The sequence below is a fragment of the Variovorax sp. P2_H12 genome (genome assembly GCF_056403395.1).
In genome coordinates this window covers 16,089-31,719 of sequence record NZ_JBFUFO010000049.1, presented here as the reverse complement: position 1 = coordinate 31,719, position 15,631 = coordinate 16,089, and the positions used below count along the sequence as shown (strand labels likewise).

Genomic DNA, 15,631 nt, shown 5'->3' with positions numbered 1-15,631 from the left:
GCGTGTGTCTCAGCTCGCCGGGCCGGCATCGCGCGCCCGGGCCCGGTCGCGCCACAGCGCGAAGTCGGGCGGTGGCGAGTGCAGGTCGAGCCTGCGGCCGGCCTTGACGATCTGGCTCGGGATGTCGTGGCCGATCAACGCCGGCAACCGCTCGGCCGCCCGCAGCAGCAGCGGCAGGTCGCAGCCGGTGTCGAAATCCATCAGCTCGAGCGCGTGCACGATCTCCTCGGTGCACACGTTGCCGCTGGCCCCCGGCGCATAGGGGCAGCCACCCAGGCCGCCGAGCGAGGCATCGAAGCGGTCGGCACCCGCGTCGATGGAAGCCAGCACATTGGCCAGGCCCATGCCGCGCGTGTTGTGGAAGTGCAGCGTCAGTTCGGCGTCGGCCAGCCGCCCGCGGAATGCCCGCACCGTCTGCGCCACCTGGGTCGGGAAGGCCATGCCGGTGGTGTCGCACAGCGTGATGCCGCGCGCGCCGGCGGCCGTGAAGCGCTCCGCCCAGTCGAGCACCACCGCCGGGTCGATGTCGCCTTCCATCGGGCAGCCGAACACGCAGGACAGCGACACGTTGACCGGCACCTCGGCCTGCCGTGCCAGCGCGATCACTTCCGACAGCGCCGCGAAGGACTGGGCCCGGGTCATGCGCAGGTTGGCGAGGTTGTGGGTCTCGCTGCACGACATCACCAGGTTCAGCTCGTCGGCGCGCGCTTCGACCGCGCGCTCGGCGCCGCGCACGTTCGGCACCAGGCAGGTGTAGACCGCGCCCGGGGTGCGGGCGATCTCGCGCAGCACGATCTCGGCATCGCGCAGCGCGGGGATGGCCTGGGGCGAGACGAAGGCGGTGGCCTCGATCTTCGCGAGCCCGGCGGCCGACAGCGCATCGATCAAGGCGATCTTGTCGGCGGTCGGCACGAAGGCCGATTCCATCTGCAGGCCGTCGCGCGGGCCGACCTCCTGCATGTGGATGCGGCGGCGTGCGCCGGTCCAGGTGTCTTGCGGATTCATGCGATGGCGCCTTTCGCGCGGAGCAGGGAAATCTGTTCGGGTGTCAGGCCGGCCTCGCGCAGCACGGCGTCGGTGTCGTCGCCGAGCCGCGGTGCCGACGAGCGCACGCTGCCGGGCGTGTTCGACAGCTTGGGCACGATGCCAGGCACGTCGATCTCGTGGCCGTCGCGCGTGGTCTGGCGCAGGATCATGTCGCGTGCCCGGTAGTGCGGGTCCTGGTGGATGTCCTGCGCGGTGTAGACGCGGCCGGCCGGCACGTTGGCGCAGGCCAGCCGCTTGAGCACCTCGGCCACAGGCTGGGGCAGCGTCCAGGCGGCGATCGCGGCATCGAGTTCGTCGACCCGCGCCACCCGCCCGGCATTGCCTTGCAGATCCGGCGCGGCCGCCAGGTCGGGCCGCCCCGCCGTCTCCATCAGCCGCCGGAAGATGCTGTCGCCATTGCCCGCGATCAGCACGTAGCCGTCGCTGCACCGGTAGGCGTTGGACGGTGCGATGCCGGGCAGTGCGCTGCCGGCCGCCTCGCGCACCGCACCGAAGGCGCTGTACTCGGGCAGCAGGCTTTCCATCACGTTGAACACCGCCTCGTGCAGCGCCACGTCGATCACCTGGCCGGGCCCGCCGTGCACCTTGCGGTGATAGAGCGCCAGCAGCACGCCGATGGTGCCGTGCAGCGCCGCCAGCGTGTCGCCGATCGAGACGCCCACGCGCACCGGCACCCGCCCGGGCTCGCCGGTCAGGTGACGCAGCCCGCCCATGGCTTCGCCGATGGCGCCGAAGCCGGGCAGGTCGCGGTAGGGGCCGGTCTGGCCGTAGCCCGAGATGCGCAGCATCACCAGACCGGGGTTGGTCCGGCGCAGGTCTTCCCAGCCCAGGCCCCAGCCCTCGAGCGTGCCGGGCCGGAAGTTCTCGATCAGCACGTCGGCTTCGCCGATCAGCCGGCGGGCGATGTCCTGGCCTTCGGGCGAGCGCAGGTCGATCGCCACCGAGCGCTTGTTGCGCGACTGCACCTGCCACCAGACGGAGGTGCCATCCTGCAGCATGCGCCAGTTGCGCAGCGGGTCGCCGCTGCCTGGCGTCTCGATCTTCACGACGTCGGCGCCGAACTCGCCGAGCGTCTTGCCGCAGAAGGGGCCGGCGATCAGCTGCCCCATCTCGACCACCCGCAGGCCGGCGAGGGCAGCGGACGCCGCGGGCGCAGAAGAGGAATGGGGCGGGGGCGTGGAAGCAGCGTTCATGGGTCGGGATGATGGCCAGCCCCCGGCACGCTGCAAAGCGGTGATTGGCGAGGCTGCCATCGCGGATCGCGATGGTGTGTAATGGCTGCCCCATGAAGCTCGATCCCGTCTCTCTGCGCCTCTTCGTGGCGGTCATGGAGGAGGGCACCATCGCCGCCGCCGCGCTGCGCGAGCACCTGGCGCCGGCGGCCGTGAGCAAGCGCCTCAGCGAGCTCGAGGACGCGCTCGACACGGTGCTTTTCCAGCGCAGCAACAAGGGTGCGCAGGCCACCGCCGCCGGGCACGCGCTGCTCGGGCTCGCGCGCGGCGTCCTCAACGGCCTGGACGACATCGCCGAGCAGATGGCCGGCTATGCGAGCGGGCTGCGCGGCCACGTGCGGGTCTTTGCCAACATCTCGGCCATCACCCAGTTCCTGCCGGACGACCTGCGCAGCTTCATGGCGACGGCGCCGTTGGTGCAGGTGCACCTGCAGGAGCGCATCAGCTCGGCGATCGCGCGCGCCGTGGCCGACAGCACGGCCGACATCGGCATCCTGAATGCGGGCTCCTATGGCGAAGCGCTGACCGTGCTGCCGTACCGGGAGGACGAACTGGTGCTGATCGTGCCGCGCGAGCATCCGTTGGCACGGCGCAGGAAGGCGAGCTTGCGCGAGGCGCTGGCGTACGAGTTCGTGGGCGCGCATCCGGGCAGCGCGGTCAACAACCAGCTGCACAAGGCGGCGGCGGAGACCGGCCTGCCGCTGCGCCTGCGTATCCAGGTCAGCGGCTACGACGCCATGTCATTGATGGTGGCGGCCGGCATGGGCGTCGGCGTGCTGCCGCGCCGGAGCGCGCGCCTCTACCTGTCGTCCCTGGGCATCCGCGCCGTGGCGCTCGACGAGCCCTGGGTGCGGCGGCAGCTCATGGTCTGCGTGCGGTCGATCGAGGCCCTGTCGCCCGCCGCGCGCAGCCTGGTCGACCACCTGTGTGCGGACAGTGCGCCGGTCAGTCCTGCGCCGCACCCAGGTGCATGACTGCCCCAGATCCCGAGCACGAAGCAAGGGCGCTGGTCGAAATCGGGTGAACGCGCGGAGGATCGAACCCCACACGGTGCCGGAGAAGCTGATCCCGAGGCCCTGGGGGATCACGCGCCGCGAGTGTGCCATGCTGCCGTCAAGCACCGTGCGATACATCGCTGCGAGAGGGGGATTGGGTCCACCTCCATACTGTTTCCTCAAAGCAGGGATGACTCACATGCAGACGTTGAAAAAACGCTTTGAGTACAAAGGCCACACTGTGGTGATCACCACGACCCGGGCAACAGGGACTTGGCGTTGGCGATTTGAAATCGACGGCCAGTTGTTGTTCTCTGAGCAAGTGCAGCCTGGCCACAGGTCTGAGGCCGCCGCGGTGATAGAGGCCACTGCCGAAGCGAGATATCGCATTGACAAGCTGACTTAGCCGCGCGACGTTGCGGATCGGGTGCGGGTGACCTGGGTGGATTGGTTCATACTGGTCTTCCAAACACCGGAGGTTGAAATGACGAACATCACCAACGCTCGATGGGAGATCAGTTTGCGCGGCACCGGCGTGGTTTTCGATGCAGAGTCTGCGGACGGGAGTGCTGAATTCATCGTCGTCCCGGATACCCTGGCCGATCTGGCCGGCGACACGAACTTGAATGCACAGCAGTGCCTGGAAGTGTTCGCAGATCATGCGGCCGAGATCTCCGAGGCGGCTGGCGCAGACCTCAAGTCCGGGGTTGCCGCTCGGGGGCGACTCACCCACATCTCGGCCGACAAGCTGCCAAGCCTGAAGTAGGCGGCGGAGAAGGACAGACGCGCGCTAACCGCACCCGCGGGCTGACTGCTCCGGGCGATCTAGCGCCGGTGCCGCGCGAGTCTCGGCAGGATGCGGCACAGGCCTCAGCGCGAAATGCACCGAATCGGGAAGGATCCATGCTGCGTAGCCCAGCCCATCCGCCAGCAATTGCAGCGCGACGGCATCGATGGCAAGCGCACGCGGCGCGCCATGGGCGTCGTCCGGCGAATCGGTGATGGGTGCTTCGCCATGCCGCGCAGAGAAGCGCAACGCATCGATACCCTCGGCCTCGATACAGATCGCGTCGACATGTTCCGCGTTGTCGTTCAGATAGCCGAGCGCGCCCAGGAACATATAGAGCAGTGCAGCGCTGTTCGGGAATCGCGGCCCGCCTTCGCTCGAAAACTCGTCGCCGACACGGAGACTGATGCCGCGGAGATCGAAAGCCACGCGCATGAGCGCAGTCCCCTGCGCCACGAGGTCGCTGCGCGTGATGCTTTCCCCATCGATCGAGAGTTCCAAACCGCGCAGGAACTGCTTGCCGGCCGGGAGCGCCGCGACCTGGTCCTCGATGCCTGCCGCCCGCTCTGCCAGAGCCGCAGGGTCGACCGTGGATGCACTTGCCAACTGGTGCTTCATCAGCAGGACCGCCATGCGAATTGCGGCCACGGGGGCGGCCATCTCGTGTCGCAAAGCGGGCAACGCGCGCATGAGCAGTTCGTGGCGAACGCCCGCCGCCATCCAGCTGCGCGCTCCTGGCGATGCTTTCATTTGCCCGTGTCCCGCAATGACATCCTGTCGGAGGATTCAAAGTCGGCGGGATTTTGCAGACGGTGGAGGATGTTGCAACACACCGTGCAGTCCCGCGGCACGCGCGGCACAAGGTGGCTGTCCAGCGGCGCTTCGTGGTCTTCGTCGATCAGAGTCTTCACTTCAGAAATCTCCGTTCTCCGTTGAGGATCTCCTCTCTGAATTTTCAAGATAGAACCGAGGATGCCGATCGGATGTAGGACAGCGCTCCATCAACGCCGGCGTAGGCGGCGTCGCGTAGACACTTGTCCTACGCGGGGGCTGATGACGGGCCTACGAACGCACGAGGAAGGCTTTCCTACATTGAAATCCGGAGTGACGTTGCTCCGAACACTCGAGAGGTACACATGGCAAACCAACCAGGACAGAACGCGCCGAATCAACCGGGCAATCAACCCAGCGGCCCCGGGCAGCAGCAGCAAACCGACCCAGGAAAGCCGCAGCCCGGTCAAGGCAATCCGAGCACCCCCCAGCAGCCTGACCAAAAGCGTTGACGCTGCATTCCGCCCGGTGGGAAAAGGCCGGGCGGATTTGGATCGGCCGCCCGAGGGACGCGATCGAGGGCGAAGCTGCCGCCGAGGCCGCACAAGATGGGCCCTGAAGAGTAAACTGCCGCGTCACACAGCGCCGCTGTCGTCCTCGAGGACGGACGACGGGCGACTTCGAGCGGCGTGTGCGGTCGGGGGGCAGACCTGCGAAGGGGGACAACCATGACCATGCATCTCGCGATCGGCGACTCGTCCGGGCCGCTTTCGATCGCCAGCGGCAATCACTACAACCCGACCGGCGTCCTGCTCTCGCCCGGCGCCACCTACGAGATCGCGGCGGACGACAGCCGATGGGTCGACTGGCATCTGGCATCGAGCGCGGACGGCAGGATCCAGCCCAGCTTCGCCCAGTCGATGGCGCGCTGGGCGCTGCGCTGCAAGGAAGGCCGGTGGTTCCAGCTGATCGGTGCGGTCGGTCGCAACGATGCCCATCTGTTCCCCATCGGGAAGCACGCCGTGTGGACCTACGCAGGCCAGAGCGACGAGGTCGAGCCCGAGCTGTTCCTGTTTGCCAATGACGCCTGGTTCGCCTACCTCAACAACCATGGCGCGGTGAACGTGACGGTCACGAGAGTCCGGTAGGTCGCATCGCGGCGCGAGCGACGCGCGCCGGCCCTCTTCAGCCGACCGCCTTGATCGAGCCCTCGCGCGCCGCTTTCACCAGCATCGAGGCGACCGCGCACGAAGCCAGCCGCGCCGCTTCGGAGTCCGCCCGGCTGGTCAGGATCACCGGCACCTTCGCGCCCAGGACGATGCCTGCGGCGTAGGCGCCGGCAAGAAAGCTGAGGCTCTTGGCCAGCATGTTGCCGGCGTCGAGATCGGGCACGATCAGGACGTTGGCGAGGCCCGCCACCGGCGAGACGATGCCCTTGATCCGCGCCGCCTCGGGGTCGATCGCGTTGTCCATGGCCAGCGGGCCGTCGAGTTGCGCGCCGGTGATCTGGCCGCGGTCGGCCATCTTGCACAGCGCCGCGGCGTCGAGGGTCGACGGCACCCTGGGATTCACGGTCTCCATCGCGCAGAGCAGCGCCACGCGCACGGCCGGCATCCGCAGGGCATGCGCGAGGTCGATCGCGTTCTGCACGATGTCGACCTTCTCCTCCAGCGTCGGCGCGATGTTGATCGCCGCGTCGGAGATGATCAGCGGCTGCGCGTGGCCCGGCACGTCCATCACGAAGCAGTGGCTGATGCGTCGCGAGGTGCGCAGGCCTCCTTCGCGGCGCACCACGGCGGCCATGAGCTCGTCGGTGTGCAGGCTGCCTTTCATCAGCGCGTCGACCTCGCCCTGGAGCGCGAGCGCGACCGCCATGTCGGCGGCTGCGTGGCTGTGCGGCGCGTCGACGATCCGCATGCCCTCGAGCTCGGCCCCGAGCGCCTGCGCGGCGGCCTCGATCTTCGCGCGCGGCCCGACCAGCAGCGGCGCGGCCAGGCCCAGCCGGGCCGACTCGAGCGCCGCCTGCAGCGCCACTTCGTTGGCCGGGTGCACCACCGCGACGCGCAACGGCGGCAGGGCGCGCGCGGCGGCGATCAGGCGGTCGTAGTGGGGATGCGCGGCGGCGGACGAAGGCTCCATGGGTGCTCCAGCGAAAAGGTTCGGGGTTATAAGTGTCGTGCTTTCCCGGAGGATGAGAAAAATGTCTGTTGCAACGCCCGGCGGCGACATGGTCGCGGTCGCCAACGCAGGCTCGTCGAGCCTGAAGTTCTCGCTGTACGAAATGCGCGGCGAGGCACTGAGCCTGGTCCTGCGCGGCCTGGTCGACGGGCTCGACGCGGCGCCCGAATTCACCGCCAGGGATCCGGCGGGCCAGGTGATCGGCCATCGGGCCTGGGACGCCGGATCGGCGCTCGGGCACGACGCGGCGCTGCACCATGTGATCGACTTCGTGCGCGAACGGGTGCCGGGCATCGTGCTGCGCGGCGTCGGCCATCGCGTGGTGCACGGGGGCGCCACCTTCGCCCAGCCGGTGCTCGTCACGCCGGAGGTCCTGCAGCAACTCGACGCGTTGTCGCCACTGGCGCCTCTGCACCAACCCAACAACCTGTCGCCGATCCGCCTGGCCTTCGAAGCGCTGCCCAACGTGCCGCAGGTGGCCTGCTTCGATACCGCCTTCCACCGCAGCAACCCCGAGGTCGCGCAGATGTTCGCGCTGCCCTTCGAGCTGTACGCGAGCGGGGTGCGCCGCTATGGCTTCCATGGCCTGTCCTACGAGTACATCGCGGCGCGACTGCCGGAAGTGGCGCCGGAACTGGCGTCAGCCAGGGTGGTCGCGCTGCACCTGGGCAACGGCGCCAGCGCGTGCGCACTGCAGGGCGGCCGCAGCGTGGCCAGCACGATGGGCTTCACGGCGCTCGACGGACTGCCGATGGGAACGCGCTGCGGGGCGATCGACCCCGGGGTGCTGCTGTACCTGATGAACGAGCGCGGCATGGATGCGCGGGCCATCGAGAAGCTGCTCTACACGGCGTCGGGCCTGCTCGGCGTCTCCGGCGTCTCGAGCGACATGCGCGTGCTGCGCGCCAGCGATGAGCCGCGCGCCCGCCTCGCGATCGAGCTCTTCGTCTACCGCATCGTGCGCGAGATCGGGTCGCTGGCGGCAGCCATGGGTGGCCTGGATGCGGTGGTGTTCACGGCAGGCATCGGCGAGCACGGCGCCGATATCCGCCGCCTCGTCGTCTCAAGACTGAGCTGGCTCGGCATGCAGCTCGACGACGACGCCAACGACGGCGGCGGCCCGTGCATCAGCCGCGCCGCCGGCCGCTGCTCGGCCTGGGTCATACCGACCGACGAGGAACTGATGATCGCGCGGCACACCGTGGGCTTGCTCGTTCCGCCGTTGCACCAAAGTGCAATTTGAAGATTGGCACGAAGAGGTTAGTCTGCCCTATGGAAGCGCTTGAGAGCGCTTCTTCCTGGCCATCGGCGACGCCCATGGCCAACGACAGCATCTCCCCTCTTCGGGATCGACATCAACGCAAGGAGTAATCGATGGCGACAAAGTCAGGACAAGGCGCAGGCGGCAAACCCAACATTCTCGTCCTCTGGGGTGATGACATCGGCGTGACGAACATCAGCGCCTACAGCGATGGCATCATGGGCTACGAGACGCCCCATATCGATCGCATCGCGAAAGAGGGCGTTCGATTCCTTCACTACTACGGCGAGCAGAGCTGCACCGCGGGTCGCGCGGCCTTCCTCACCGGGCAGCATGGACTGCGCACCGGCCTCACCAAGGTCGGCTTCCCGGGCGCACCAATGGGGATGAGCCAGCTCGATCCGTCGATCGGCGGCTTGCTCCAGAACCTGGGCTATGCGACCGGCCAGTTCGGCAAGAACCACGTCGGCGACCGCAACGAGAGCCTGCCGACGGTCAATGGCTTCGACGAGTTCCTGGGCAACCTGTATCACCTGAATGCCGAAGAAGAGCCGGAGCTGCCCGACTACCCGAAAGATCCGGCCTACCTCGCCAAGTACGGTCCGCGCGGCGTTCTCAAGTGCAAGGCAAGCGACAAGGACGACCCGACGGTCGACCCGCGTTTCGGCAAGATCGGCAAGCAGACCATCGAAGACACCGGTCCCCTGACCAAGAAGCGGATGGAGACCATCGACGACGAGACCTCGGCCGCGGCGATCGACTTCATGAAGCGCCAGAACGACGCGGACAAGCCGTTCTTCGTCTGGTTCAATTCCACCCGTATGCACTTGCGCACGCACGTGCGCGATGCGCATCGCGGTCGCTACGAGCACGGCGACAGCGAGTACATCGACGGCATGATGGAACATGACGACACGATCGGCACGCTGCTCGATGCACTGGACGAGATGGGTATCGCGGACAACACGATCGTGGTGTATTCGTCCGACAACGGCCCGCACATGAACACCTGGCCAGACGGGGCCATGACGCACTTCCGCTCGGAGAAGAACACCAACTGGGAAGGGGCCTTCCGTGTTCCCTGCGTGGCGCGCTGGCCGAAGGTCATCAAGGCCGGCACGGTCACCAACGAAGTGATGAGCCACAACGACTGGATTCCGACGCTCTGCGCGATCGCCGGCGAGCCCGACATCGTCGGGAAGCTCAAGAAAGGCTACGAGGCGAACGGCAACACCTACAAGGTGCACCTCGACGGCTACGACCAGTCCGACTTCCTGCGCAAGGTGAGCGGCACCGCGGGCAAGAAGAGCAGCGTGAAAAGCGCGCGCGATCTGTTCTTCTACACCGACGACGACGGCCTGCTGGTGGCGATCCGGCAGGGCGACTACAAGTACGTCTGTGCCGAGCAGCGCGTGCCAGGCACGATGCAGGTGTGGGCGGAGCCGTTCACGGAGCTGCGGCTGCAGAAGATATTCAACCTGTTCCAGGATCCCTTCGAGCGGGCCGACATCACCTCGAACACGTTCTGGGATTGGCAGCTGAATCACGTCGGCCAGGTGTATGGCCTGATGGAGGAGGTGTTCAAGTTCGCCGAGACCTTCAAGGAGTTCCCGCCGCGATCGTTCCCGCCGAGCTTCAATCCGGCGACGGTCCTGGAGTCGACCATGGCCGACCTTCGCAGACGGAGGGAAGCGGCGGCTTCGGAGTCGAAGTAGTCCACACGATGCCACCGCCGTGCGTCACCGGGACCCGGCGAGGGCATGCGGCACGGGCACCAGGTGATGCAGAAGACCAGCCCCGCTGCCAGCCCGGACGCCTATGTGACGGCGCTCCACGGCTGGCGCCGTGAGCTTGTCGAGGGGCTGCGTGCGGCGGTTCGCGCCGCATCAAACATGGAGGAGGTCGTCAAATGGCGCCACCTCGTCTATCTGTCGAACGGCCCGGTCCTTCTGATCCGCGCCGAGGAAAGCCGCGTGTTGTTCGGCTTCTGGCGCGGGCAGCGCCTGCGCGGCATCGAGCCCGGGCTCAAGCCCGGGGGACGCTACGAGATGGCGACGCTGGAACTGCGCGAGGGAATGACGGTCGATCCCGCGACGGTGCGCAAACTGACGCGCAAAGCCGTCGCGCTCAATGAAGCACTGGGTGACCCGACGCTCGCGGCACGCGCCGGGCCCGCAGCGCGTCCCTGACGCGCGCCGCAGCGCTCAGGGCGCCGCGCCGGTCGCCGACGCCACGTAGCGCGCCAGCGTGCGGATCTGCTCGTCGGTCAGGGTCTTGAACGCGGGCATCGGGCCGATGCCGTTCCGGATCGCCTTCTCGACGCGGGCCGCGTCCGGCTGCAGTTCGTCGAGGTCGGGACCGATCAGGCCCGTGGCGCCCGCCTTCTTGAGCGTGTGGCACAGGGCGCAGGCCGGCGTCGCGCCGGTCAGGAAGAGCTTGCGGCCTTCGTCCGCGGCCGGCTGGGCGTGGGCGCCCGCCATCCACAGGCCGGCGAGGACGACGGCCCCCCAGAAGCGATGACGCATGGTGTTCAGGCCACCGAGATGGAGACGGCGTGGTCGCGCCAGCTCGAATTCAGGTAGCCGCCCTTGTTCTCGACCCGGTTCTCGGTCTGCACATTGCCGCGCACGTCGGTGACGCGGCTGGCCAGCACGTACTTGCCGGCCGCAAGGCGCACGGGCAGCTCGAACTGGCGCCAGGCGAAGCGGCCCAGGTCGGGCCCGACGAGCGCCGCGCGCCGCCAGCTCTGGCCGCCGTCGATCGAGACGTCCACTTGCTTGACCGCGTTGACGCCGGCGAAGGCGACGCCCCGCACGACGACTTCCTCGCCCGCGCGCAGGTCCGTGGCGCCGGCCAGCGGCGTGTTGATCCATGACTTCGGCGGCATCTGCCACACCGAGGGGTCGGTCGGCCGCTGCGAGGCCTCGCCGGTCGGCGTCATGCGGTAGTCGGTCTGCTGGATCGACGCGTCGCTTTCCGCCGCGGTGAAAGCCACCCGCTTGACGTACTTGATGCTGTTGACGCCGGTGAAGCCCGGCACGATGAGGCGCAGCGGGCCGCCATGCGCCAGCGGGATCGGCTGGCCGTTGATCTCCCAGGCCAGCAGGGCGTCCTCGAAGACGGCGGCCGGCACGCTGCGCTCGACCCTCGACTTCGGGCTGATGCCGGCCGGCAGAACCTCGCCGCCGGTGCCGGTCAGGAACTTCATTCCCGGGTTGATGCCGCCGAGCGCCGCCACGACATTGCGCACCGGGACGCCGGTCCACATGATGCAGCCGGCCGCGCCGGTCTGCCACGGGGTTCCGCTGGGCTTGGAGGGGAACATGCCGCGGCCATTGCCGCTGCATTGCAGGACCATGGTCACGCTCTCGGTGCCCATGGTCTTGAGCTCGCGCACGCTGAGCGATTTCGGGCGCCGCACGCCCTCGATCTGGACTGTCCAGTCGTCGGGCTTGGCGACGATCTCGGCGCTCGGCGGCGCCAGGTTGTTGCGCACGTAGAGCTGGTTGACCGTGGTCAGCGCGCCGTTGCCGGCCGGCCCGCGCCGCATCTCGATCGTGTTGGCGCTGTGGACGATCATCGCGCCCGCATCCTTGAAGGCCGCGAAGGCCGGCAGGGGCCGCGCGGCCGCAGCTTGGGCGAAGGCCGTTCGCCACGGTCCGACGGCGGCCATCGTGACGGCCGCGCCGGTCCCGGTGAGAAGCGCGCGACGCATCGGATTGGGCGCAAACGGCAGATTGGTCATGAGAAACGCTCTTTCGAATCAGGGGTGTGAGGTGGAAGAAAGTCGGAACCGATACTACGCGCTCGCCGCGCGGCGATTACTTCGCCGCCGAGTCCACGGCCAGGCCCGCGGCCCGCCATTCGGGCAGGCCGCCGCGGAACCAGTTCACGTGGGTGTAGCCGGCCTTCAGCGCCGCGATGCTCGCCTTGTGGCTCTTCCAGCATTCGGGCCCGTTGCAGCCGAAGACCAGTTCGGCGTTGCGGTCGGGGCCCAGTTCCGCCACGTTGAACTCGTCGAGGTTGGCGGCGAAGTCCGGGTCCTTCGCCGACTTCTCGACGTAGGGGATCAGCACCGAGCCAGGCACATGCGCCTCCTTGAATTCCGCGGCGTTGCGGGTGTCGATGTACTTCGCGCTGCGGCTGGACAGCAGGGTGGCCACGGTCTTGGCGTCGACCACCTTGGCGCCCTTGAGCTCGCGCGGCGTGAAGTAGCCCAGGGTGGAGACGTACGTGAAGTCCTGCGCCGACACCCGCGTGGTCCTGGTGCCGGGTGCGGCATCGCCCAGGTCGGCGCGCAGCATGTCGGCCGAGACCTTGGAGCCTTCCTTGATGGCAACGCTCAGGCCCGGGACATCGCGAGACTCCATCACCATCTTCACCGGCGCACCGGCAGCGACCCACTTGTCGAAGGTCGCCTTCTCGACAGCGACGACGTCGCAGCGGCCGATCTGCAGGCACACCAGCAGGGCGTCCTGGTAGCGCGTTTCGTACAGGTCGCGGAAGTGCCGCTTCATCGTCGTGTTGGCGGCGATCGCCTCGCCACGCAGCAGGTAGGTCACCAGGCTGTCCTGCAGCGGCAGGCCGAGGCGCTTGCCGGCGGCTTGCTGGAAGTTGCCGATCGTGCTGTTGGCGGGCACCACCAGCACGGCCTGCGAGCGCACATCCACCGCAGTCACCGGCGTGTAGCCATAGCGCACCGCGGAGCCGATCAGGTGGGCCGGTCCGACGACGACATCCGGCAGGCGCGCGCGGGTGGCGCTCAGGTCGCTGGTCATGTCGGCCGAACCCGTGATGGCGATGTCGGCAACGCGCTCCTTGCGCAGTGCCTGCTCGATCGCGTTGCGCCACAGGGTCATGGTGGCACCGCGCGATTGCTCGGCCTGGTCGCCCGGGTTCACCAGCACCTTGACCTGCGCATGGACGGCCGTGGAGGCCAGCATGCAGGCGGCCAGCGCGAAGCCGGCGGCCCACCGCGCGCGGGTGAATGTCATACCTGCAAAACTCTTGCTCATCGTCGTCTGGCCTCTATGATGCTTATCTCAAAGTATGAAACCTTTAGATACATAGGGGCAAGTACATCTAAAGTTCTCTGTTGATGTTGGTGGGTACAGGAAAAGTGCGACGGCAGGGTCAGGCGAGCCACCGCTTGCGCCGCTTGTAGGACTTCATGTCGCGAAAGCTCTTGCGCTCGCCGCCACCCATGCCCAGGTAGAACTCCTTGACGTCCTCGTTGTTGCGCAGGATCGTGGCGCTGCCGTCCATGACGATCCGGCCGCTTTCCATGATGTAGCCGTAGTCGGCGTACTTGAGCGCCATGTGGGTATTCTGCTCGGCGACGAGGAAGGTGACCTGCTCTTTCTGGTTCAGGTCTTTCACGATCTCGAAGACCTCCTCGACGATCTGGGGTGCGAGTCCCATCGACGGTTCGTCGAGCAGCACGACGCTGGGGTTGGCCATCAGCGCGCGGCCGATGGCGCACATCTGCTGCTCGCCGCCGGAGGTGTAGGCGGCCTGCGAATCGCGCCGCGTCTTCAGGCGCGGGAAGTAGCTGTAGACTTTCTCCAGGTTCCGCGCGATCTCTGTCTTGTCGGTTCGCGTGTACGAGCCGGTCATCAGGTTTTCTTCGATGGTGAGGTGGGCAAAGCAGTGACGGCCTTCCATCACCTGCACCACGCCGCGGCGCACCAGTTCGGCCGGGGACAGGTTCTCGATCCGATCGCCGCGCAGCGCGATGCTGCCCTTCGTGACCTCGCCGCGCTCGCCTTGAAGCAGGTTGGAAATGGCGCGCAGCGTGGTGGTCTTGCCCGCGCCGTTGCCGCCCAGGAGGGCTGCGATCTGGCCTTCGGCCACTGTCAGGGAGACGCCCTTGAGCACCAGGATGACGTGGTTGTAGATGACCTCGATGCCGTTGACATTCAGAACGATGCTTTTCATTGAATGGGGTCCCAAAGAGCAGGCAGGGGCCGTGGCCGGCCTGCCTGCGCCGGCTTCGCGAAGCTGCCTATGAATTGCAGTCGTCGGGGGTTCGAGGGGCCAGTTTCTTGTCGCTGACGTACTTGTCCGCAGCCGTCTTGAGCAGCGGCCCCAGCACGCTCGGGTCCGCATGGAGCCACTCCGAGCTGACATCCCACCTGGTCCCGTTCCAGGTGTAGGCACGCGCCGCGGACGGCCCCATGTGGTCCTTGCAGGTCGTGGCGATGGGGCGCATCACGTCGGCGATGCCCAGCTCCGCAAGCTGCTTCTCGTCGAGTTTCAGGTTCTCGTAGCCCCAGCGTGCCTGCGCGGGCGTCATCACCTGGCCCTTGCCGAACTTCTCCTGGGCCCGGCGAACGCCCTCGACCGCGACCATCGCGTTCATCAGGCCGCGCATGTAGAGCGCCTCGCCCACTTCTTCCTTCGGCCCCGACCCATTTCCCTTGCCGTGCAGCTTCTCCAGGACTTCCTTCGCAATCCTGGAGTCGAAGCCCGGCCCGGGCAGGATCAGGACGGCGCTGTAGCCTTCCGCGCCCGCGACGCCCTTCACGTCCGAGTCCGAGCCCGATGGCCAGACCCCCACCAATCGGTTGCGCGGGTAGCCGGTCGACTGGGCCTCCTTGAGCGCCGTCGAATTCATCACACCCCAGCCCCAGAGCAGCACATAGTCCGGCCGGCTCTGGCGAATCTGAAGCCAGGCGGCTTTCTGGTCGACCCCGGGCGATGGCACCGGAATGGAAGTCAGTTCGAAGCCGTGCATCTGCGCCCGGGCGGTGACGACCGGGACCGCCTCCTTGCCGAAGGGGCTGTCGTGATAGAGCAGGGTGACCTTCTTGCCCTTGAGCTTGTCGAGGCCCCCGGCTTTCTGCGCGACATACTGGATCTGCGTGTCGGCAGAAGCCCAGTGCGTGCCGCCGATGGGGAAGCTCCACTTGAACACCTCGCCGTCGGCACTTTCGCTCAGGCCGTAGGCGGGGGTCAGGATCGGGATCCGGTCGGCCGCGCCGCGTTCGGTGAGCGCGAAAGTGATGCCGGTCGACATGGTCTGGAACACCGTGGCGCCGCCGTTCTTTGCTTTCAGGCGCTCATAGCATTCCACGCCGCGGTCGGTCGCATAGCCGGTCTCGCACTCCTCCCAGGCGACTCGGACCCCGTTGATGCCGCCCTTCAGGTTGACCAGCTTGAAGTAGTCGACGAAGCCGTTGGCCCACGGCGTTCCGCTGGGGGCGTAGGGGCCGGTCCGGAAGGTCAGCAGCGGGAAGAACTGCTGCTTGTCCTGTGCCACTGCCGGCGCCGAAGCTGCCGAAATCACCGCGGCCAGCACGGTGGCGGCGATCGCCATTGTCTTTTTCATCGTGTCTCCTGTTGTTTGCACTTGTTCGGC

Annotated in this window: 17 protein-coding genes; 7 read left to right on the top strand and 10 right to left on the bottom strand. The window is 67.5% G+C overall.

The features are described from left to right. Window positions 1–9: 9 nt before the first annotated feature. A complete protein-coding gene (locus AC1DYK_RS30025; RefSeq protein WP_478169634.1) occupies window positions 10–1,005 on the bottom strand; it encodes a hydroxymethylglutaryl-CoA lyase in 996 nt (331 codons plus the stop codon). Continuing rightward, window positions 1,002–2,240 carry a CaiB/BaiF CoA transferase family protein gene (locus AC1DYK_RS30020; RefSeq protein WP_478169633.1) on the bottom strand — a complete coding sequence of 413 codons (1,239 nt, stop codon included), beginning with the start codon at window positions 2,238–2,240 and terminating at the stop codon, window positions 1,002–1,004. Before AC1DYK_RS30020 ends, AC1DYK_RS30025 begins: the two co-directional genes overlap by 4 nt. Window positions 2,241–2,332: 92 nt before the next feature. Between AC1DYK_RS30020 and AC1DYK_RS30015 the strand changes: the two genes are divergently transcribed. From AC1DYK_RS30015 to AC1DYK_RS30005, 3 genes are all read left to right on the top strand, one after another. Beyond that, a complete protein-coding gene (locus tag AC1DYK_RS30015; RefSeq protein WP_478169632.1) occupies window positions 2,333–3,253 on the top strand; it encodes a LysR family transcriptional regulator in 921 nt (306 codons plus the stop codon). 220 nt (window positions 3,254–3,473) lie between these two features. Then, window positions 3,474–3,680 (top strand): hypothetical protein, encoded by a 207-nt coding sequence (locus AC1DYK_RS30010; protein WP_478169631.1) that lies wholly within the window; start codon window positions 3,474–3,476, stop codon window positions 3,678–3,680. 78 nt (window positions 3,681–3,758) lie between these two features. Further along, a complete protein-coding gene (locus AC1DYK_RS30005) occupies window positions 3,759–4,040 on the top strand; it encodes a hypothetical protein (protein ID WP_478169630.1) in 282 nt (93 codons plus the stop codon). Between the two features lie 24 nt (window positions 4,041–4,064). Here AC1DYK_RS30005 and AC1DYK_RS30000 read toward each other — a convergent pair whose 3' ends face one another. Both AC1DYK_RS30000 and AC1DYK_RS29995 read right to left on the bottom strand, forming a co-directional pair. Continuing rightward, the gene (locus tag AC1DYK_RS30000) at window positions 4,065–4,811 is read right to left on the bottom strand and encodes a hypothetical protein (RefSeq protein ID WP_478169629.1); all 747 of its coding nucleotides are present in this window, start codon (window positions 4,809–4,811) and stop codon (window positions 4,065–4,067) included. Further along, window positions 4,808–4,972, bottom strand: a complete 165-nt coding sequence (locus AC1DYK_RS29995; protein ID WP_478169628.1) for a hypothetical protein — start codon at window positions 4,970–4,972, stop codon at window positions 4,808–4,810. Before AC1DYK_RS29995 ends, AC1DYK_RS30000 begins: the two co-directional genes overlap by 4 nt. A 588-nt stretch (window positions 4,973–5,560) precedes the next feature. On the opposite strand from AC1DYK_RS29995, the gene AC1DYK_RS29990 reads away from it, so the two are divergent. Next, complete coding sequence (locus tag AC1DYK_RS29990; protein ID WP_478169627.1) at window positions 5,561–5,980, top strand: hypothetical protein; 420 nt, start codon at window positions 5,561–5,563, stop codon at window positions 5,978–5,980. A gap of 37 nt (window positions 5,981–6,017) precedes the next feature. On the opposite strand, the gene AC1DYK_RS29985 is transcribed toward AC1DYK_RS29990, so the two are convergent. Next, a complete protein-coding gene (locus AC1DYK_RS29985) occupies window positions 6,018–6,971 on the bottom strand; it encodes a phosphate acetyltransferase (protein WP_478169626.1) in 954 nt (317 codons plus the stop codon). A 61-nt stretch (window positions 6,972–7,032) separates the two neighbouring features. Between AC1DYK_RS29985 and AC1DYK_RS29980 the strand changes: the two genes are divergently transcribed. From AC1DYK_RS29980 to AC1DYK_RS29970, 3 genes are all read left to right on the top strand, one after another. Then, a complete protein-coding gene (locus tag AC1DYK_RS29980) occupies window positions 7,033–8,253 on the top strand; it encodes an acetate/propionate family kinase (protein ID WP_478169625.1) in 1,221 nt (406 codons plus the stop codon). A gap of 131 nt (window positions 8,254–8,384) precedes the next feature. After that, window positions 8,385–9,986 carry an arylsulfatase gene (locus AC1DYK_RS29975; protein ID WP_478169624.1) on the top strand — a complete coding sequence of 534 codons (1,602 nt, stop codon included), beginning with the start codon at window positions 8,385–8,387 and terminating at the stop codon, window positions 9,984–9,986. Between the two features lie 66 nt (window positions 9,987–10,052). Then, window positions 10,053–10,460 (top strand): DUF1801 domain-containing protein, encoded by a 408-nt coding sequence (locus AC1DYK_RS29970; protein WP_478169623.1) that lies wholly within the window; start codon window positions 10,053–10,055, stop codon window positions 10,458–10,460. A 15-nt stretch (window positions 10,461–10,475) separates the two neighbouring features. On the opposite strand, the gene sorU is transcribed toward AC1DYK_RS29970, so the two are convergent. The 5 genes from sorU to AC1DYK_RS29945 form a co-directional block, all read right to left on the bottom strand. Next, the gene (gene sorU / locus AC1DYK_RS29965) at window positions 10,476–10,796 is read right to left on the bottom strand and encodes a SorU family sulfite dehydrogenase c-type cytochrome subunit (RefSeq protein WP_478169622.1); all 321 of its coding nucleotides are present in this window, start codon (window positions 10,794–10,796) and stop codon (window positions 10,476–10,478) included. Window positions 10,797–10,801: 5 nt separating this feature from the next. Continuing rightward, complete coding sequence (sorT, locus tag AC1DYK_RS29960) at window positions 10,802–12,016, bottom strand: SorT family sulfite dehydrogenase catalytic subunit (RefSeq protein ID WP_478169621.1); 1,215 nt, start codon at window positions 12,014–12,016, stop codon at window positions 10,802–10,804. A gap of 76 nt (window positions 12,017–12,092) precedes the next feature. Then, window positions 12,093–13,265, bottom strand: a complete 1,173-nt coding sequence (locus AC1DYK_RS29955) for a rhodanese-like domain-containing protein (RefSeq protein ID WP_478169620.1) — start codon at window positions 13,263–13,265, stop codon at window positions 12,093–12,095. Window positions 13,266–13,404: 139 nt separating this feature from the next. Continuing rightward, entirely contained in the window at window positions 13,405–14,208 is an 804-nt protein-coding gene (locus AC1DYK_RS29950) for an ABC transporter ATP-binding protein (protein WP_478169619.1), read from the bottom strand. A gap of 67 nt (window positions 14,209–14,275) precedes the next feature. Then, window positions 14,276–15,601 (bottom strand): ABC transporter substrate-binding protein, encoded by a 1,326-nt coding sequence (locus AC1DYK_RS29945; RefSeq protein ID WP_478169618.1) that lies wholly within the window; start codon window positions 15,599–15,601, stop codon window positions 14,276–14,278. Between the last annotated feature and the right edge of the window lie 30 nt (window positions 15,602–15,631).